The following is a 17,564-nucleotide window of genomic DNA, read 5'->3' on the forward strand; positions in this document are numbered from 1 at the left end:
GCGCCGGCGGCATCTGCATCAGCGGCCCTGTTTATACAGTGGCATCACCTTTGGAATGTTTTCCTGCAGTGCCTGCGTACGGCTGCCTGAAGAGGGATGGGTGCTGAGGAATTCCGGCGGAGCGGAGCCGCCAGCCGCGGCCATCTTCTGCCACAGACTGACCGCTGCGCTCGGGTTGTACCCGGCCCGCGCGGCCAGCTCCAGACCGATCAGGTCAGCCTCGTTTTCATTGCTGCGGCTGTTGGGCAGCGTCATCAGATACTGCACCCCCATGTTGGCCAGCTGCAGGCTGCCATCACCAATCCCGACCGCCGAGCCAATTTGAGTGGCCATCTGCACACCGTACGCCTTGGACATGGCCTCACGACCGTGTTCACGCAACGCATGGGCTATCTCATGCCCCATGACGGCGGCAATCTCGTCATCGGTCAGGTTGAGCTTCTCGATCAGCCCGGTGTAGAAGATGATCTTGCCGCCCGGGCCGGCATTTGCGTTCAGCTCGGGGCTGTCGATGACGTTCACGTCCCAGTCCCACTCCGCCGCATCAGGCCGGAAAGCCTTGACCTCGGCGATCAGCCTGCTGGCGATCCGGTTGACCCGCTGAGCGACCGGTGAGTTGTTTTCGAGCACACCTTTGCTCTTCGCTTGAGACACCGTCTGCTGATACGACTGCGCATACATCTGATTGACCTGCTCGGTCGACAGCATGCTGAACATGTATTGCTTGCGGTCGACGCCAACGGCACCGCTGCTGGTCGTGTTGACGGCCTGACAACCGGCCAGCGTGGCGGCCGCCAGAAAGAGGCTGATTGAATGCGGCTTGAACATGTCGCGTCTCCCGTGAATTCTGCGCCGTATGCTAGAGCGTGCCAGCGCACCGGGCAACCGACTAGCCGCCCATCGCTTCGGCGCAAGCCTGATAGCGCCTTGACTCCCCTTTCGAGGGTTACTGCCAGTGCCTAGTTCACTGGCGTCAGGCACTCCGGCGCGTCCAGCTTGGGATCATTGACGAAGGTTGCCAGGGGTCGCTCACGCAACGCAGGTTGTGGTGCAGCCAGCAGCAGCTGCAGCGTTTCCAGCGGGGTCTGGGGATCGAGCCAGGCGGTCATGCCAGCCTGATCCAGCAACAGTGGTCGCCGTTGGTTTGAGGCTGGCCGCGTCACGACGGCCGCACTGAGATAACTGTGACCTTCTACCGGATAGGCCTCCCAGACCGCCGCGAAATACATCAGCGAGTCTTCCGCCGTCATCCAGTAGGGTCGCTTGCGTGCCGTGCCTCGCCACTCATAGAAACCATTCGCCGGCAGGACGCCTCGGCGCTGACGAAAGGCGTCGCGAAACATTGGCTGTTCAGCCAGCGTTTCCGCCCGCGCCTGCGCAGGCGTGCGGGTGAAGTCGCTCAACCATGCCGGGGTCAATCCCCAGCGCACGCGACTCAATTGCAGCGCTTCGTCCACCTGTCGCAGCAGAAGCACCGAAGCGCCAGGCGCCAGGCTCCAGTGCGGCTGCTGATCAGACGGGAAACCAGGCAACGCAGCAAAAGCGGCATTCCAGCGAAACAGGGCATAGCGGCCACACATGTACAAAACTCGATGGGAAAGGGGGCAGCGGCCAGGGCAATGCCTTCACTCTGAGGCATCAGCAGATGAGCTCACCCGGATAACTTTCCGGCTCGTCGCCGGGCAGCGGTTCGGCGACATTGTACTCAGCGATCAACTGCCGCGCGCGCTCGGCCTCATCATCGGCGACCATCAAGCCGAGCAGACCGGCAACAGGCAGCTCGCCTACAGCTCCGATCAGATGCCGGCCATTCAGGTAGACCTCGATACCTTCGGCGTCCAACATGCCACGCAGCATTTCCGCTTCGAGCAGATCACGCGGCTCGTATACCCGCTGCATCTATTCATCCTCCCGCCGTACGTCGAGCTGCCAATCGCTACCATCGGTACGCAGATCGAACACAATCGGCCTGCAGCAGACTGAGCAGTCTTCGATGTACTGCTGATCGCCGCCACTCAGATCGAGCAGCGCCTCAACCACTTCGCCACAATATGGGCATTGATAGTCCTGTGATTCCAGCATCAGCGTCTCCTGCGTGACTTGCCGCTATAATCGCCGTCCTGAGTCTGTTGAGATGCCCCGATGCGCACTTGTGGCGGACCCGACCGGTGCCACGTGGCATTGCCCGAGCCCGCTGTCATCGCGTCCAAGCAACTACAGACCTAACTTTGACCCTTGAGCGACTGGGTTATTCAGTAGTTACCCTTACAGAGATCATGATGGACGAATTCGAAGCCATCCGACCCTACGCCGATGCTGAAGTCCCCGCCGTCATGGCACGGCTGTTCGCCGACCGGGAATTTCTCGACATACTGGCGCATTTTCGCTTTCCGCGGCTGGCCGGCCCAATGGGCTGGATGCTCAAACCACTTATAGCGCAACGACTGCGGCGTGAGTTCGCCACTATTCATTCGATCGACACGCTGCAGGCGCGGATCGAGATGTACCTCGACCGCACCATCGAGCGCGCCACAGATGGCATTACTTATTCCGGCCTGGAAAAGTTGCGGCCGGGCTGCGCCTATCTGTTCATCGCCAATCACCGCGACATCGTGATGGACCCCGCTTTCGTCAACTATGCGGTGTTCCAGGCCAAGATGCGCACGCCGCGCATCGCCATTGGCGACAATCTGCTGCAACGGCCGTTTGTCAGCGATCTGATGCGACTCAACAAGAGCTTCATCGTGCGTCGCTCGGTCACCGGGCGACGCGAAAAGCTCGCGGCTTATCAGCTGCTTTCTGCCTATATCAACCACTCTATCCGTAACGACGGTGAGTCGATCTGGATTGCCCAGGCCGAAGGGCGGGCAAAGGACGGTGACGACCGTACCGATTCGGCCATTTTGAAAATGCTGCACATGAGCCGCAAGGACGAGCCCTTTGCCGAAGCATTGTCGACCCTGCGGCCGACGCCGGTGTCGATCAGCTATGAGTACGACCCCTGCGATCAGGCCAAGGCGCGAGAGCTCTATATACGTGCCACCACCGGCAGTTACACCAAGGCCCCGGGCGAGGATGACACCAGCATCGCCCTCGGCATTACCGGCTACAAAGGTCGGGTGCATGTCAGCTTCGGCACGCCCATCAGCGAAGTCCCGGAGGATGCCAAACAGCTGGCGGCCGAAATCGACCAGCAGATCCTGGGTGATTACCGTCTATTTCCGGTGAATTTTTTGGCGCATCGGATGTGGGAGAATCGCGACAAGGCACTGGCGATACCCGAGCTCAGCGAGCTGTTCAGCCAGGCGGAAATCGAACGTGCCGAGGCCGAATGGGGCAAGCGCCTCGCAGCCTGCCCAAGCGTGCAGCAGCCCTTCCTCATCCAGCAATACGCCATGCCGGTGCGTAATCAGTACCGCTTGAAAGCTGGCTTGAGCCTCTAGGGCTCCACGCTTACGCGACTGGCCGTCAGGTCAGTCGCGTAAGCGAAGAAAGCAGGCAGGCCAGTCCCAGACTGCTGAAACCAAAGCCATAGAAAAATCGGTCGAGACGCCGGGTCGCCGCCACGGCACCCTGCTCAACGGCCGAGAGGCGAGAATCTGCAAGAGACGTTGAGGTGTTCGACAGCTGCCGACGCCAGCGTGTCGCCAGCAACAGCCAGGCGCCGCCGAGCGCGATCAGCAAGGCCAGTGAGTTGACCAGAGGCGCGACCCGCGCCAGCGTCGAGTAATCGAAATCGAGCAACAACCCTTATCTCCGTTGGCCTTGAACATACAGGCCTGAGCGGCCCGAACTGGGGCAGCGGAGTCTACCGAAACGGCGTTGTCGGCTCAGCCAGTTTCCGACAGAAAGGAACATAACCAAGCGATGGCAATTTGCCGGGTATTTGCGCCATTTATGCAGATAGGTGCCGTCTCGATTGTTGACTTATAGTCCCTTCCAGCTTCACCCTCATCTCGCCCCGAACAACCGAAATAGAGCGTGCGCCTGGCTTGAGCAACCAGACGGGACTGCCGCGGGATCGGGCAAATGGCAACTTGTGATCGCTGCGTCTCTGACGTCAGTACCAGGCGTTCATCCCGCCACCGCCTTTGTGGAAGTCGCCATCTGCAAGCGCCGCGCTTACGGCATCGCTTGCAGCGAATCAGTTACCGAGAATCAACAGGACCAAACAATGAACAAGAACAGGTTTAAGACGGGGGCCCTCACACTCTCCTTGCTGGCAAGCGCTGTGCTGGCAAGTGGAGCCATGGCTGCAGTATCCGAATCCGAAGCGGCAAAGCTGGGTAACAGCCTGACGCCGATGGGTGCCGAGAAAGCCGGCAACGCGGCCGGCACCATTCCCGCCTGGACCGGCGGCTTGGCAACCGACGCAGCGGCAGTCGGCGAGGATGGCTTCGTCAGCGATCCTTACCCGAACGACAAGCCAAAGTTCACTATCACTGCGCAGAACTTCGAGCAGTACAAGGACAACCTGAGCCCTGGCCAGATCGCCATGCTCAAGCGCTACCCAGACACCTATCGCCTGCCGGTTTTCGAAACCCATCGCAGTGCAGCCGTACCTCAGCGGATCTATGACGCCGCGCAGAAGAACGCGACCCAGACCAAGCTGGTGCGCGGCGGCAACGGGCTGGAAGATTTCGACACTGCGGTTGCCTTTCCGATTCCTCAGGACGGCCTGGAAGTAATCTGGAACCACATCACTCGCTATCGCGGCGGCTCGGCCCGCCGCACCGTGGCGCAGGCCACTCCCCAGGTGAACGGTAGCTACAGCCTGGTCAAGTTCGTCGACGAAGTCGTCTACACCGATACCCTGACCGACTACAACGCCGAGAAACACGGCAACGTACTGTTCTACTTCAAACAGCAGGTGACTGAGCCTTCACGCCTGGCCGGCAACGTGCTGCTGGTGCACGAGACCCTGGACCAGGTCAAAGAGCCGCGCATGGCATGGATCTATAACGCCGGTCAGCGCCGCGTGCGCCGCGCCCCTCAGGTCGCCTACGACGGCCCGGGCACTGCCGCCGATGGCCTGCGCACCTCCGACAACCTGGACATGTTCAACGGCGCGCCGGACCGCTACGACTGGAAGCTGGTGGGCAAGAAGGAAATGTACATCCCCTACAACGCTTATCGCCTGGACTCACCGCAGCTCAAGTACGATGACATCATCAAGGCCGGCCACATCAATCAGGATCTGACCCGCTACGAGCTGCACCGTGTATGGGAAGTCGAGGCTACGCTGAAGCCCGGTGAGCGTCACATCTATGCCAAGCGTACGTTCTTCATTGATGAAGACACCTGGCAGGCCGCAGTGATCGACCATTACGACGGCCGCGATACGCTTTGGCGCGTTGCCGAGGCGCATGCCGAGTACATCTACAACGACCAGGTCCCGCTGTACGCCATGGAGACGCTGTATGACCTGGTCTCCGGTCGTTACCTGGTGATGGGCATGAAGAACGAGGAAAAGAACCCCTACGTCTACAACTACAAGGCCAACTCCAACCAGTACACCCCGGCCGCGCTGCGTAACTCCGGCGTACGCTAAGCCACACCGCTAAGCCAAACCGAAAAGAGAAACGCCCCGACATGCTCGGGGCGTTTTTTTTCGCACTTATATAAACGCAATGGCTGGTATGGGTTAGCGGCGTCGGTGTCCGCTATCGCGCAAACGACAGTACGCATCGGGCACCTCACTTGGCTCGCTCCTTGCGCTTGCTCCGCGTCCTGCACCTGGGCGACACGATTCGAGCACATTGCCGAAGAGCAACAGTTACGCCTAAAACAAAAACCCCGCCGAAAAGGCGGGGTTCTGATCTGTCGCTCGCAACCGCCTGGGCTAGTTGCAACTCACTGTGCCAGCACCTGACCGATGTTCTGATCGCGGAATGTGCGGGTCAGCGCATCGCTCAGCACATCGGTTACCAGCTTGGTGTTGGTCTGCTCATTGGGGGCCATGCCGAAACGCTGGTTCAGAGAAGCGCCGTAGCGACCGGTATAGCGACGACCACCGTTCTGTACTTCTACGCGAAACGTAGCGCCAATCGTGGCCTCGGTGACATACAGCCCTTCCTTTGGCGACTGATATTTCAGCTCGGCCAGGGTCAAGGTCAGCTGCGGTGCGTTGTAGGCGTTGGCCGAGGGCGTAAAGCCCAGCAGGCGGACCGCTGCTTCAGCCTGAGCCTGCAGCTTTGGAACGACCTTTTCTTTCGGCACGATCACCGCACTGGTTTCCGGATACAGGCCGCCACGAGTGCCCAGGGTTGCCGAAGGGCGACCGTCTACTACACGCACCACTACCGGTTGACCTTGGCCGACCGGGTTGATGGTGTCGGTGAGTTTGGGGTTGGGATCGAGCTGTTGGGGGCTGTGGGCGCAGCCGGCAAGCACCAGTGCTGACGCGGCGGCGAGACTGAACAACAGGCGTTTCAGCATGCTGCTTACTCCAGGTTAGGGATGAATGGCGCGCAGTATAACCAGCACCGCAACCGCCTGACAGTGATGCGCTAAAGACCGCCTGCAGGCCGGCCGCGTTCCATTCATTCAACCGTAACGTCCAACTGCGATAACAGCGCGAAGCCCAACGAGCGCTCGATCATGTCCTTATTCAAAACCCTGTTTCGACATCGTCCACCGCGTCACTACGCCCTGCTGGACGAGCAGGATCGCTGCCGCATGCTGCTGACCGCCAAAGAGCGCCCTCATGGTGAACGTTGGGTCGAAATAGCGGAAATTCGTCTTGGCTGGATCGGCAAGCCGCTGCCTGGAGCTGGCCTTCAGCAACACCGCGCACCCAGTCGGCACGCATAAAAAACCGCGCGGCCCTGAGGGGCAGCGCGGCTTGCTTACATGGCGTTGTAGTGGCTAGTCGGCCAACCCCAGATGCTTGTCGACCTTCGCGACAACGTCGCGATAGACCGCCGCATCGGCCTCGAGAACCTTCTCCCGCGCGGGGAAAATCTCGGCGAGCTTGCTGCTCCAGGCTTCGCTCTTGGCCTGCTCCGGAAAGCAGCGCTCGATGAGGTCAAGCATGATCGACACGGTGACCGAGGCACCCGGCGAGGCGCCCAGCAGTGCGGCGATGGAACCGTCCTTGGCCGACACCAACTCGGTGCCAAACTGCAGGATGCCGCCCTTCTTCGGGTCCTTCTTGATGATCTGGACGCGCTGACCGGCCACTTCCAGGCGCCAGTCTTCGGCCTTGGCCTCGGGATAGAAGCCGCGCAGCGTTTCCAGACGGTCGTCCATCGACTGCCGGACTTCCTTGATCAGATAGCGAGTCAGATCCATGTTGTCGCGCGCGACAGCCAGCATCGGCTTGAGGTTACCCGGACGGATCGACATCGGCAGATCGAGCGGCGAGCCATGCTTGAGGAACTTGGTGGTAAAGCCGGCATACGGCCCGAACAGCAGCGACGTCTTGCCGTCCACGACGCGTGTATCCAGGTGCGGAACCGACATGGGCGGCGCGCCTACCGCGGCCAGACTGTAGACCTTGGCCTGATGCTGCTTGACGATTTCCGGCTTGTCGCAGCGCAGCCACTGGCCACTGACCGGGAAGCCGCCGTAGCCCTTGCCTTCTTCGATATCGGACATCTGCAGCAACGGCAGTGCTGCGCCGCCAGCACCGAGGAAGACGAAGCCGGCCGTGATCTCACGATTGCTGCCGTCACGGGTGTTCTTGATCTCTACGCGCCAGCCCTTGCCGTCGCGAGCCAGGCCGGTGACCTTCTGGAAGTAGGACATCGTCACGCCGGGCTTGGCCGCCAGATACTGCAGCATCTGCCGGGTCAGCTCACCGAAGTTGACGTCGGTGCCATTCATTGCGCGGGTCGCGGCGATCGGCTCGTCCAGCGGACGGCCCGGCATCATAAGCGGCATCCACTCTTCCATGGTCGCGCGATCTTCGCTGTAGACCATGTCTTCAAAGGCGTGATGGGTCTTCAACGCATTGAAGCGGCGCTTGAGGTAATCGATATTTTTCGTGCCGCGGACAAAGCTCAGATGCGGCACTGCATTGAGGAAGTCGCGTGGGCTGCCGAAGCCTTCACGGCCGGTCAGGTAGGCCCAGAACTGCTTCGAGACTTCGAACTGGGTATTGATGGTGACGGCTTTCTTGATGTCGATCGAGCCGTCTTTGCTGTCCGGTGTATAGTTCAACTCACAGAGACCGGCGTGACCGGTGCCGGCATTGTTCCAGGGATTCGAGCTTTCAACGGCCCCGGATTCCTGCAGTTCGACAATCTCCAGCCTGATGTTGGGATCGAGTTCCTTGAGCAGTACTGCCAGAGTCGCACTCATGATGCCGGCTCCCACCAGCACCAAATCCACGGCTTCGCTATCGTGTTGCGTCATTAACGCGTTCTCCAGAATCACAGCATTAAACTGTCACGACCGCAGTACGCGATCGCGTAGAACCACCAGCCTGGCGGCTAGAAACGGAGGAGGTTTCTATACCGCTGCTCGGGCTTGTGCCCGAAGGCAGGAACTCGAAAGCACCTACCCGCTGTCGGGAGAGCGGCTTTTGGCCTCCTCCCTCTCGCGCCTCTACTTCCCGGAGCGGGGCGACAAGCCAGGGCTCTACGGGACGCATGCAGCGAGAAAATCTATTGCGGCTGCTGGTTGCTCAGCCAGGTCATGCTTGAAGCTCGACGGTTACAGACGAACTCAGCCGCGCGCGGCCTTGATCAGCTCGATATAGGGCTCGGCCTGGCGCTGATCCGCGATCAAGGCAACGAAGTCCTGCCCATTGGCATCCTTCGCATTCAGGTCGTATCCCGCTTCGACAAAGAATCCGAGAAAACGCTCGAAATCATCGACGCGCAAACCGCGATAAGCCTTGATCAGCTTGTGCAACGAAGGCGGCGTGTCGTCAGCCGGTTCCGGCTCGAGAAACAATTTGATCGACTCGTCGCTGACTTCCTCGCCGATCACCTTCTTCTTGTCTTTGCGCATGGTTTCTCCGGTTCGACGGGGCCTTTCGGGGGCGGCAGTTTACTCTGCGAGAACGACGCACTCAACGCGCCAAAGGCCGATAAGACCAAGGTCGTACACGAAAATCCGCGATTTGACCCCGATGTTGCACTGCTACAGGCCCAGCGCTATTGCCAGTGCTTATACTGCCGCTTTGCGCACATGGAGTGTCTGGGATGAAGCTTCCGCCGTTGTTCGCTGCCTGGCGTCAAACCCTGCGTTCGGGCTATGGAGTCCCGGCACTGCGCGGCGACGTCACCGCCGGTTTGACGGTCGGGATCATCGCCATCCCCTTGGCCATGGCACTGGCAATTGCGGTAGGTGTAGCGCCACAGCACGGCCTGTATACGGTGCTGGTTGCTGCACCATTGATCGCGTTGACGGGCGGGTCCCGGTTCAACGTATCCGGTCCAACCGCAGCCTTTGTAGTCATCCTGCTGCCCATCACCCAGCAGTTCGGCCTCGGCGGGCTGCTGCTCTGCACCATGCTCGCTGGGCTGATCCTGATCCTGCTCGGCCTGTTGCGCGCCGGCAGACTGATCGCGTTTGTGCCCTACCCGGTCACGCTGGGTTTCACCGCGGGCATCGGCATCGTCATCGCGACCCTCCAGCTCAAGGACATGCTCGGACTGAGCTTGAGCGAACAGCCTCAACATTACGTCGAACAACTCAGCCTGCTGGTGAGTGCACTGCCCAGTGCCCAATGGGGAGACGCCCTTGTCGGCCTGATCAGCCTTGGCGTCCTCATCGTCTGGCCGCGCCTGGTGCCCAAGGTGCCGGGCCATCTGATCGCCCTCGTTGTTGGCGCACTGGCCGCCATGGCGCTGGAGTCGCTCGGACTGACCGTCGCCACGCTTGGCGAACGTTTCAGCTACGTGGTCGATGATGTGCAGTATCCCGGCATTCCACCATTTCTTCCGGATTTTGCATGGCCATGGTTATTGCCTGGCCCCGACGGCCGACCGCTGGTGCTGAGCTTCGAGCTGTTTCACCAACTGTTGGCGCCAGCCTTCGCCATCGCCATGCTCGGTGCCATCGAGTCCTTGATCTGCGCAGTGGTGGCCGATGGCATGGGCGGTGGCAACCACGATCCGAACGCCGAGCTTCTTGGTCAAGGCCTTGGCAACCTGGTCGCCCCGTTGTTTGGCGGCATCACGGCGACCGCCGCTATTGCTCGCACCGCCACCAACGTGCGCGCCGGCGCCTTCTCACCACTGGCGGCGATCATTCATGCCGGTGTGGTCCTGGTGGCGATTCTCTGGCTGGCACCGCTGTTCAGTTACCTGCCGATGGCTGCCCTGGCAGCGCTGCTATTAATGGTGGCCTGGAACATGAGCGAAGCACCCCACGTAGTCAAAACACTGCGCATAGCACCGCGCAGCGATGTGCTGGTGCTGCTGACCTGCCTGAGCCTGACGGTCCTGTTCGACATGGTGCTGGCGGTGGGCGTGGGTTTGCTGCTCGCGGCCGGGCTGTTCATCAAACGCATGAGCGAGCTGACCGATACCACGCCTCTTAACCTTGGGCAGAGCCCGATGCTCAAGGACCTGCCCGAGCACGTCGCCGCTTACGCGATTCGTGGCCCGCTGTTCTTCGGCGCCGCCGAAAAGGCCTTGAGCGTGCTGCGAAAATTCAATCCAGAGGTGAAGGTTGTCATCGTCGACATCAGCGACGTGCCGATGATGGACATGACCGCCCTGGCTGCGCTGGAAAACGTCCTACTGGACTACCGCAAGCAGGGCATTGCGTTGATTCTGTCCGGGAGTAATGCGCGATTGCGGCTCAAGCTGCGCCGCGCCGGCATTCACGCGCTCGAAGGACAGCTGTATCACGTGAGAGATCTGGGACAGGCCCGGGCCAAGGCCTTGCGCCTGTTACCCGAGCCAGCCGTCTGAGGGAAAAAAGCCGCTTGAGCTGAAGCGTGAAACGCTTATGCAGCTCGAGCGGCCACTGGTGGTTTAACCGGCGTGCTTTTGCAGGTTGGCCATCATTTCCTTCAGCGCTTCCATGTTGTCGGCCGGATGCGCCGCGTTCTCGAAATCGCAGATCTGCTGCCAGCTGGCGGCAACGTCCTCGGCATCAAAGCCCTTCTTCGGATCGAAACCGGCACCCAGGCTGCGCTCCCAGCGCACCTTGCCCATCCAGCCGCCACCGACTTCGAACAGGCCGGAGGTTTCCTGGCATTGCTCGCTGGCGAGAAAGACCACCAGCGGGCTGACCAGCTCAGGCTTGAGCTGCTCGAAAACCTGCGGCGGGATCAGCCCCTCGGTCATGCGCGTGCCGCCAGTCGGCGCGATGGCGTTGACCAGGATGTTGTTCTTGCGCCCTTCTAGGGCCAGCGTGCGGGTCAGGCCGTACAAGCCCAGCTTGGCCATGCCGTAGTTGGATTGACCGAAGTTACCGTAGATACCGGAGGTCGACGCGGTGAAGATCACCCGGCCATAGCCCTGCTCGCGCATGTGCGGCCAGGCGGCGCGGGTCACCTTGTAGGCGCCCTCGACGTGTACGCGGTAGACCAGATCCCAGTCGGCGTCTTCCATCTTGTGAAAGGTCTTGTCGCGCAGGATGCCCGCGTTGTTCACCACCACGTCGATGCGGCCGAAGCTGTCCAGCGCATGCTGGACGATCTTTTCACCGTCGGTCACAGAGTCATGATTGGCCACCGCAGTACCGCCGGCCTGACGGATTTCCTCGACGACGCGATCAGCAGCCGAGGCGTTGGCCCCTTCGCCCTGGGCACTGCCGCCCAGGTCATTGACCACGACCTTGGCGCCATGACGGGCGAACAGCAGTGCGTGGGCACGGCCAAGGCCGCCACCAGCACCGGTCACGATGACCACCTTGTCTTCGAAGCGAATGGCGTCACTCATGGAAATTCCTCCAGCGGATTATTGTTGGATGCATTGCAAAGTCTGTGGCGAGTGTCGGCGACGCCACAGCCGGCCACAATCAAACGGCCGTGAATGAATGCCCGAACATAAGGCTGCAGGATGATTGATAGCGTCAGGGCTGTGGCAGGAACGCGCGGATTGCCTCAGCGACTCGCGACGGGGCCTCCTCCTGCGGTACATGACCGAGGTCCTCGAACATGACCAACTCACTGTCAGCGATATCACGCTGGAAGCGGCGCGCATTGAGCGGCGGAATCAAGCCGTCGCGCCCGCCCCAGATGATCAGGGTCGGGGTCTGGATGGATGCGATTCGCTCCGTGTTATCAACGGCTGGAACCTGCTTGAAGCGTTCGCGCAGGGCCTCACGATTGCCTTCACGCAAGGTCAGCTCGTAGTAGCGGTCGACCAGCTCCGGCGTCACCTTGTCGGGATAGCCATAGACGCTGCGCGTGCTGGACTCGACCAGCCGGCGCGGGAGGATGTTGGCCATCAGCGGCACCAGCCCCGGAATGCCGGCAAGCTTGAAACCGATGGGCACCGACGTCGATTGACGGGGGTAGCCTGCCGCATCGATCAGCACCAGTCTCTCGACACGCTTCGGCTGGTCCAGCGCCATTTCCCAGGCAAGCTGGCCACCGAAACTGTTGCCGATGAGCACCGCACGTTCGACGTTCAGCCTGTCCAGCAAGGTCGAGAGAAACTCGACGTAGTGACTCATGCGGTAATTGCCGTCGGGAAAGGGGCCGGTCAAACCGAACCCCGGCAGGTCCAGGCTGATCACCCGCCGCTGCGGCTTCAGCTCCTCGACCACGCCTTCCCAGGTATGCAGGCTCGCGGAGGTGCCGTGCAGCAGCACCAGCGGAACGGGGTCGTCACGCCGCCCCTCGTCGCGAACGTGCACCTGCATGCCGGACACCTCGATGAATCTGGACGGCTCCGGTGCCCAGCGTTCGGTCAAGCTTTCGACCGACCGTGGCGGCGCCCAGCTGAGCGCCACCAGCACCGCCACGGCCAGGACAAGCAATACCACTACAGCTGCCACGAGTTGCAGAACGATTTTCACCGGTTGTCCTTGTTTGCAGAATGCGTCCGTGATCTTAGGCGGAGTCACTTCACGCGGCAAAGCAGCCCTCTGATCAGCAGAGCGGTGTTTCTGCCAATCGCAACGGCCTTCACGCAAGCGATGCCCGAGCATAGTCGGTGATCAGCCGCGGCAGGTTCTCCAGCGACTCGGTGCACTGCGCGGCACCCAGCTGCAAGGCTTCTTTCGGCATACCGAACACGACACAGCTGGCTTCGTCCTGGGCGACCGTACGCGCGCCAGCTTCGCGCATGGCCAGCAGCCCACGGGCTCCGTCGTCGCCCATCCCGGTCATAATCACGCCCAAGGCGTTATGCCCGGCATGGCGGGCGACGGAGCGAAACAGCACATCCACCGACGGCTTGTGCCGGTTGACCGGTGGCCCGTCGAGCACCTCGACGAAATATTGCGCGCCACTGCGCTTGAGCTGCATGTGTTTGCCGCCCGGCGCCACCAGCGCCAGCCCGGAGCGAACCCGATCCAGATGGCGGGCCTCGCGCACCTCGATTTGGCAAAGGCTGTCGAGACGTTGGGCGAATGCGGCGGTGAATTTTTCCGGCATGTGCTGGACGATGACGATGCCCGGTGAGTCGACGCGCAGCTGCTTGAGCACCAGCTCCAGCGCCTGAGTGCCGCCGGTCGAGGTGCCCAGCGCCACGACCCGGTCGGTGGTGGTCAGGGCACTGCTGCCGGCCGGCTCCGCCGGACGCGACTGGGCCGTAATCGTCGGGGCGCGGACCGCTGCCACCCGCGGCCGGGTCGCGGCAGCCTGCTGAATCTGTTTGATCAGGTCGCTGGAGAGCTGCAAAAGACTGTCTTTGAGACCAAGCCGCGCTTTGGTGAAGACGCCGACGGCACCTGCCGCGAACGCTTCTAGCGTGATGGCCGCGCCGGCCTCGGTCAGAGTCGAACAGATGATCGTCGGGGTCGGCCGCTCGGCCATCAGTTTGCGTAGAAAGGTAATACCATCCATGCGCGGCATCTCGACATCGAGCACCAGCACATCGGGCCAGTTGCGCTGCATCTTTTCGAGCGCGAACAGCGGATCGGCGGCCTGCCCGATCACCTCGATGTTCGGGTGGTTTTCCAGGCACGCGGACAACACCTGTCGCACCAGCGCCGAGTCATCGACGATAAAGACCTTGATCATGCGGTGCCCTCCAGCAATTGAGGGGGAGTGAAGGACTGGCAGATCAGGCGCCCGTCCCGGCCGTCGGCCGTCAACCGCCGATAACCCAGGCCACCAAGATCTTGCTCGTCAGCGCTCCAACCGAGCAGCGCGAACTGCTCTCGGGCAAAAGCGATGTTCATGCGCCCGATCTGGACGGTGCCGTGCCTGCCCGGCTGCAGGCAGGAGCCGCCGCCATAAAGACCTTTGCGATACTCACCCGGCGCAGTGCGGTGACGAGCCATGTCCTGCTGCAGACGGACAAACACTGCCTCACCGCTGCGCGTGTCGTCCTGCTCGAAGGCGCCACCGGGCACCACGAAATGGCTCACGGCAAGCAGCCGACGCCGGGGATGCCAAAGCACGACGGCCACGCACGAGCCGAGCAGCGTCACCACCGGATCGGGATGCTGGCCGAACAGGTATTCACCCGGCATGAGAAAACGGGGCGCGGTCATAGACGCTGAAACACCGAAGCCGCGACGCTGCGCAACGGCAGACCGAAGCCATGCAGGCTTTCGGCATGACCGATGAACAGCAAGCCACCCGCACGCAGGCGCTGGATCAGGCGGGCCACGATGGCGCGCTTGTCCTCGGCACTGAAATAGATGAGTACATTGCGCAGAAAGATTACGTCGTAGCTGCCAATGTCGTCGGGTAATGGCCGCATCAGATTGAGTTCACGAAAGCGCACCCGCTCGCGCAAACCCTGGGCGAGGCGAAAAGCCCCTTCGTGGTCACCGATACCGCGCAGGCAATGGCGCTTCAGCCAGCCGGGCGGAAAATTGCTCGACTCATCCAGTGGATAGATCGCGGCCTCGGCCTTTTCCAACACCGTGCGACTGAGGTCGCTGCCGAGGATCGACCAGTCCGCCGGCCCATGTTCGGCCAGCACCATGGCCAGGGTGTAGGGCTCCTCGCCTGACGAACAGGCGGCGCTCCAGATGCGCAGCGGCTCGCGCCGGCCGTCCAGCCAGCGGGCAAGAAACTGGAAATGCTGCGGTTCGCGGAAAAAGTAGGTTTCGTTGGTGGTCAGCAGGTCGATCACCAGCCGCTGCTCGGCCTGCTTCGTCGGGTCCTTGAGCAGCAACAGGTAGTCGCGGTAGCTGCTCAGGTTCAGCGCGCGCAATCGGCGCATCAGGCGGCCGGCCACCAACGGCCGCTTGCTGTCGCTCAAGTGGATACCAGACGCCTCGACCATCAGCTGCTGCAGGAAGCGAAACTCCTGCTCGCCCAGCACCGGCAGGCTCGACGTCGGCATGCTCAACTCGCCTGCGCCATCGCCTGGCTGATCTGCAGGATGTCATCCAGCGACAACACCTTGCGCACGTCCAGAATGATGGTGAAGCCGCGCTCGTCACGCGCCATGCCAGCGATGAATTCGGTACGGATTCCAGCGCCGAATGCCGGTGCGGGTTCGACATCGGCGGCCTGGATGTCCAGTACCGCGTCGACTGCATCGACCACCAGGCCGATGCGTTGCAGCGATTCGTTCAGCTCCAGCTCGATGATGACGATGCAGGTCCGCTTGCTCGGCAGCGTGCGTTCCATACCGAAGCGCGCCGCCAGGTCCAGCACCGGTACTACATTGCCGCGCAGGTTGATCACCCCGTGGATGCACGCCGGCATCATCGGCACGCTGGTGATCTGCCCGTACTCGATGATCTCGCGCACCAGATCGATGGGCAGCGCGTAGCGTGCCTGGCGCACCCGGAACGACAGGTGCTGGATGTCAGCCGGTGCGGTGCTGGCAGCACCGCTAACCTGTGGAAGGTTCATCTGCGCCCCCTTATGTGAAGCTGACGAACTGGCCGTCATCAGCCATGGCGGTCGGCTTGCGGATGCTGCGCACCGAACGGTTGCCGCTGGGCTTGACGCTGGGCGCCTGTGGCTGGCGACCAAGGCCCTGAGCGGCCCCATCGCGAGCATCGAGACGGAAGAAGCCGATCAGCTCAAGCAGTTGCGAGGCCTGGGCGTTCATCTCCTCGGAAGTGGCAGCCAGCTCTTCGGACGCCGAGGCGTTCTGTTGGGTGATCTGGTTCATCTGACCCATGGCGATGTTGATCTGACCGGCGCCGGTGCTCTGCTCCTGAGACGCCGCGGTGATCTCCTGCACCAGGTCCGAGGTCTTCTGAATGTTCGGCACGATATCGTCGAGCAGGCGCCCGGCCTGCTCGGCCAGCTGCACGCTGCTGCCAGCCACGCCACCGATCTCCTGCGCGGCGACCTGACTGCGCTCGGCGAGCTTGCGCACCTCGGCAGCCACCACCGCAAAGCCCTTGCCATGATCACCGGCACGCGCCGCTTCGATGGCCGCGTTGAGCGCCAGCAGGTTGGTCTGGTAGGCGATGTCATCGATGATGCCGATCTTGTCAGCGATCTGCTTCATGGCAACGACCATGTCACGCACGGCGCGGCCACCGGCCACGGCGTCGTTGGCGGCCTTGCCGGCAATGCTGTCGGTGATCTTGGCGCTTTCGGTGTTCTGCGCAATCGACGCGGACATCTGCTCGACCGAGGCGGTGGTCTGCTCGACGCCGGCCGCCTGCTCGCTGGCCGCCTGGCTCAGCGATTGCGAAGTGGCGCTGACTTCCTCCGAGGCCGAAGACAACGAGTCGGCGGCGCTGCGCACATCGCCCATGACGCTGCGCAGACGCTCGGTCATGTTCTTCATGGCGTTGAGCAGCTGGCCAGTTTCATCCTTGCTGTCGGACTCGACCTGGATGCCGAGGTCGCCAGCGGCGAGCGAATCAGCCACCGACACCGCGCGGTTGAGCGGTCGAGTGATGCTGCGGGTCACCAGGATACCGATGCCGAAGCCGAGCACGGCGGCGATGATCACCAGCGCGATCATTTGGGTGCGCGAGTCAAGGTAGATGCCGGTAATTTGCTCGTTGGCCTCTTTAGCACGCGAAACCTTGCGCTCGACCAGCGCGGTCAGCAGGTCGTCGGCCTTGTTTCCGGTGTCACGCAGTTGCGGCAGCATCACCGTCAGTTCGTCGGCCGGGCGCACCTCGCTGGACGTCTCGCGCAACTTGAGCACCTGCTCGACGATCTGCACATAAGCGGCCATCGGCTCGCTGAGCGCCTCGAACTGGGCGATGCCCTCGGCAGTCACGAAGCTCGGGCGGGTAAGCTCAATGAACTCATACATCTTGTCGATCGCGCCGCGGGTCTGGCGAATGGCGAAATCACGCTCTTCCAGACTGGTGGCCAGCATGCTCGAGCGCAGGCCACGGCCGACATAGACCAGCTGCACATTGGCCGACTGAATGTTGTTCAACGCGATCAACTCGCGGTCATACATCTGGTCCGACAGCTCGTTGACCTGCTCGAGCTTATGGATACCCAGCGTGCCGACCGCGACGGTCATCGCCACCACGATCAGAAAGCCCGCGATCAGGCGCGTCCCTATTTTGAAGTTGCCGAATACATTCATGGGTGTTTC

18 protein-coding genes and 1 pseudogene are annotated in these 17,564 nt (G+C 61.8%); 4 read left to right on the top strand and 15 right to left on the bottom strand.

Annotated features, from left to right (window positions below):
• Positions 1-18: 18 nt before the first annotated feature.
• The 4 genes from ALTERO38_RS15205 to ALTERO38_RS15220 form a co-directional block, all read right to left on the bottom strand.
• A complete protein-coding gene (locus tag ALTERO38_RS15205; protein ID WP_159968893.1) occupies positions 19-828 on the bottom strand; it encodes a M48 family metallopeptidase in 810 nt (269 codons plus the stop codon).
• 131 nt (positions 829-959) lie between these two features.
• A complete protein-coding gene (locus ALTERO38_RS15210) occupies positions 960-1,580 on the bottom strand; it encodes an SOS response-associated peptidase (protein ID WP_102835636.1) in 621 nt (206 codons plus the stop codon).
• Positions 1,581-1,638: 58 nt separating this feature from the next.
• Positions 1,639-1,899 carry a DUF2007 domain-containing protein gene (locus tag ALTERO38_RS15215; protein WP_102835635.1) on the bottom strand — a complete coding sequence of 87 codons (261 nt, stop codon included), beginning with the start codon at positions 1,897-1,899 and terminating at the stop codon, positions 1,639-1,641.
• Complete coding sequence (locus ALTERO38_RS15220) at positions 1,900-2,082, bottom strand: CPXCG motif-containing cysteine-rich protein (RefSeq protein ID WP_148926719.1); 183 nt, start codon at positions 2,080-2,082, stop codon at positions 1,900-1,902.
• 197 nt (positions 2,083-2,279) lie between these two features.
• On the opposite strand from ALTERO38_RS15220, the gene ALTERO38_RS15225 reads away from it, so the two are divergent.
• Positions 2,280-3,443, top strand: coding sequence for a 1-acyl-sn-glycerol-3-phosphate acyltransferase (locus ALTERO38_RS15225; protein WP_178114597.1), 1,164 nt, complete (start codon positions 2,280-2,282; stop codon positions 3,441-3,443).
• Between the two features lie 25 nt (positions 3,444-3,468).
• On the opposite strand, the gene ALTERO38_RS15230 is transcribed toward ALTERO38_RS15225, so the two are convergent.
• A complete protein-coding gene (locus ALTERO38_RS15230; RefSeq protein WP_159968895.1) occupies positions 3,469-3,747 on the bottom strand; it encodes a hypothetical protein in 279 nt (92 codons plus the stop codon).
• 427 nt (positions 3,748-4,174) lie between these two features.
• Between ALTERO38_RS15230 and ALTERO38_RS15235 the strand changes: the two genes are divergently transcribed.
• Positions 4,175-5,551, top strand: a complete 1,377-nt coding sequence (locus ALTERO38_RS15235; protein ID WP_102835982.1) for a DUF1329 domain-containing protein — start codon at positions 4,175-4,177, stop codon at positions 5,549-5,551.
• A gap of 302 nt (positions 5,552-5,853) precedes the next feature.
• Here ALTERO38_RS15235 and ALTERO38_RS15240 read toward each other — a convergent pair whose 3' ends face one another.
• Complete coding sequence (locus ALTERO38_RS15240) at positions 5,854-6,438, bottom strand: YajG family lipoprotein (protein WP_102835631.1); 585 nt, start codon at positions 6,436-6,438, stop codon at positions 5,854-5,856.
• 162 nt (positions 6,439-6,600) lie between these two features.
• On the opposite strand from ALTERO38_RS15240, the gene ALTERO38_RS15245 reads away from it, so the two are divergent.
• On the top strand, positions 6,601-6,813 hold the full coding sequence (locus ALTERO38_RS15245) for a hypothetical protein (protein ID WP_159968896.1): 213 nt from the start codon (positions 6,601-6,603) through the stop codon (positions 6,811-6,813).
• A gap of 54 nt (positions 6,814-6,867) precedes the next feature.
• On the opposite strand, the gene mqo is transcribed toward ALTERO38_RS15245, so the two are convergent.
• Complete coding sequence (gene mqo / locus ALTERO38_RS15250) at positions 6,868-8,373, bottom strand: malate dehydrogenase (quinone) (RefSeq protein WP_256663949.1); 1,506 nt, start codon at positions 8,371-8,373, stop codon at positions 6,868-6,870.
• A 297-nt stretch (positions 8,374-8,670) separates the two neighbouring features.
• Complete coding sequence (locus tag ALTERO38_RS15255) at positions 8,671-8,958, bottom strand: PA4642 family protein (RefSeq protein WP_102835628.1); 288 nt, start codon at positions 8,956-8,958, stop codon at positions 8,671-8,673.
• A 194-nt stretch (positions 8,959-9,152) separates the two neighbouring features.
• On the opposite strand from ALTERO38_RS15255, the gene dauA reads away from it, so the two are divergent.
• Positions 9,153-10,871, top strand: coding sequence for a C4-dicarboxylic acid transporter DauA (gene dauA, locus ALTERO38_RS15260; RefSeq protein ID WP_159968898.1), 1,719 nt, complete (start codon positions 9,153-9,155; stop codon positions 10,869-10,871).
• Between the two features lie 63 nt (positions 10,872-10,934).
• Here the strand turns inward: dauA and ALTERO38_RS15265 are convergent, their stop codons facing one another.
• From ALTERO38_RS15265 to ALTERO38_RS15295, 7 genes and pseudogenes are all read right to left on the bottom strand, one after another.
• Complete coding sequence (locus ALTERO38_RS15265; protein ID WP_102835626.1) at positions 10,935-11,846, bottom strand: SDR family oxidoreductase; 912 nt, start codon at positions 11,844-11,846, stop codon at positions 10,935-10,937.
• A 133-nt stretch (positions 11,847-11,979) separates the two neighbouring features.
• A complete protein-coding gene (locus ALTERO38_RS15270) occupies positions 11,980-12,930 on the bottom strand; it encodes an alpha/beta fold hydrolase (protein ID WP_159968899.1) in 951 nt (316 codons plus the stop codon).
• 109 nt (positions 12,931-13,039) lie between these two features.
• Positions 13,040-14,098 carry a chemotaxis response regulator protein-glutamate methylesterase gene (locus tag ALTERO38_RS15275; RefSeq protein WP_159968900.1) on the bottom strand — a complete coding sequence of 353 codons (1,059 nt, stop codon included), beginning with the start codon at positions 14,096-14,098 and terminating at the stop codon, positions 13,040-13,042.
• A complete protein-coding gene (locus ALTERO38_RS15280; protein ID WP_159968901.1) occupies positions 14,095-14,574 on the bottom strand; it encodes a chemotaxis protein CheD in 480 nt (159 codons plus the stop codon). Before ALTERO38_RS15280 ends, ALTERO38_RS15275 begins: the two co-directional genes overlap by 4 nt.
• Complete coding sequence (locus ALTERO38_RS15285; RefSeq protein WP_159968902.1) at positions 14,571-15,377, bottom strand: protein-glutamate O-methyltransferase CheR; 807 nt, start codon at positions 15,375-15,377, stop codon at positions 14,571-14,573. The genes ALTERO38_RS15280 and ALTERO38_RS15285 overlap by 4 nt, the downstream gene beginning before the upstream one ends.
• Positions 15,378-15,379: 2 nt before the next feature.
• Positions 15,380-15,895, bottom strand: coding sequence for a chemotaxis protein CheW (locus ALTERO38_RS15290; RefSeq protein WP_231107967.1), 516 nt, complete (start codon positions 15,893-15,895; stop codon positions 15,380-15,382).
• A 177-nt stretch (positions 15,896-16,072) separates the two neighbouring features.
• Positions 16,073-17,555 (bottom strand): annotated as a pseudogene (locus tag ALTERO38_RS15295) (methyl-accepting chemotaxis protein); the annotation flags it as partial.
• Positions 17,556-17,564: the final 9 nt, after the last annotated feature.

It is taken from the genome of Pseudomonas sp. 9Ag, from assembly GCF_902506445.1.
Lineage (GTDB): Bacteria > Pseudomonadota > Gammaproteobacteria > Pseudomonadales > Pseudomonadaceae > Stutzerimonas > Stutzerimonas stutzeri_AB.

Excerpts from the sequence above, each read along its gene's own strand:
- ALTERO38_RS15205 (WP_159968893.1), bottom strand. The coding sequence starts at position 828 with ATGTTCAAGCCGCATTCAATCAGCCTCTTTCTGGCGGCCGCCACGCTG.
- ALTERO38_RS15210 (WP_102835636.1), bottom strand. The coding sequence starts at position 1,580 with ATGTGTGGCCGCTATGCCCTGTTTCGCTGGAATGCCGCTTTTGCTGCG.
- ALTERO38_RS15215 (WP_102835635.1), bottom strand. The coding sequence starts at position 1,899 with ATGCAGCGGGTATACGAGCCGCGTGATCTGCTCGAAGCGGAAATGCTG.
- ALTERO38_RS15220 (WP_148926719.1), bottom strand. The coding sequence starts at position 2,082 with ATGCTGGAATCACAGGACTATCAATGCCCATATTGTGGCGAAGTGGTT.
- ALTERO38_RS15225 (WP_178114597.1), top strand. The coding sequence starts at position 2,280 with ATGGACGAATTCGAAGCCATCCGACCCTACGCCGATGCTGAAGTCCCC.
- ALTERO38_RS15235 (WP_102835982.1), top strand. The coding sequence starts at position 4,175 with ATGAACAAGAACAGGTTTAAGACGGGGGCCCTCACACTCTCCTTGCTG.
- ALTERO38_RS15240 (WP_102835631.1), bottom strand. The coding sequence starts at position 6,438 with ATGCTGAAACGCCTGTTGTTCAGTCTCGCCGCCGCGTCAGCACTGGTG.
- ALTERO38_RS15245 (WP_159968896.1), top strand. The coding sequence starts at position 6,601 with ATGTCCTTATTCAAAACCCTGTTTCGACATCGTCCACCGCGTCACTAC.
- ALTERO38_RS15255 (WP_102835628.1), bottom strand. The coding sequence starts at position 8,958 with ATGCGCAAAGACAAGAAGAAGGTGATCGGCGAGGAAGTCAGCGACGAG.
- dauA (WP_159968898.1), top strand. The coding sequence starts at position 9,153 with ATGAAGCTTCCGCCGTTGTTCGCTGCCTGGCGTCAAACCCTGCGTTCG.
- ALTERO38_RS15265 (WP_102835626.1), bottom strand. The coding sequence starts at position 11,846 with ATGAGTGACGCCATTCGCTTCGAAGACAAGGTGGTCATCGTGACCGGT.
- ALTERO38_RS15275 (WP_159968900.1), bottom strand. The coding sequence starts at position 14,098 with ATGATCAAGGTCTTTATCGTCGATGACTCGGCGCTGGTGCGACAGGTG.
- ALTERO38_RS15280 (WP_159968901.1), bottom strand. The coding sequence starts at position 14,574 with ATGACCGCGCCCCGTTTTCTCATGCCGGGTGAATACCTGTTCGGCCAG.
- ALTERO38_RS15285 (WP_159968902.1), bottom strand. The coding sequence starts at position 15,377 with ATGCCGACGTCGAGCCTGCCGGTGCTGGGCGAGCAGGAGTTTCGCTTC.
- ALTERO38_RS15290 (WP_231107967.1), bottom strand. The coding sequence starts at position 15,895 with ATGAACCTTCCACAGGTTAGCGGTGCTGCCAGCACCGCACCGGCTGAC.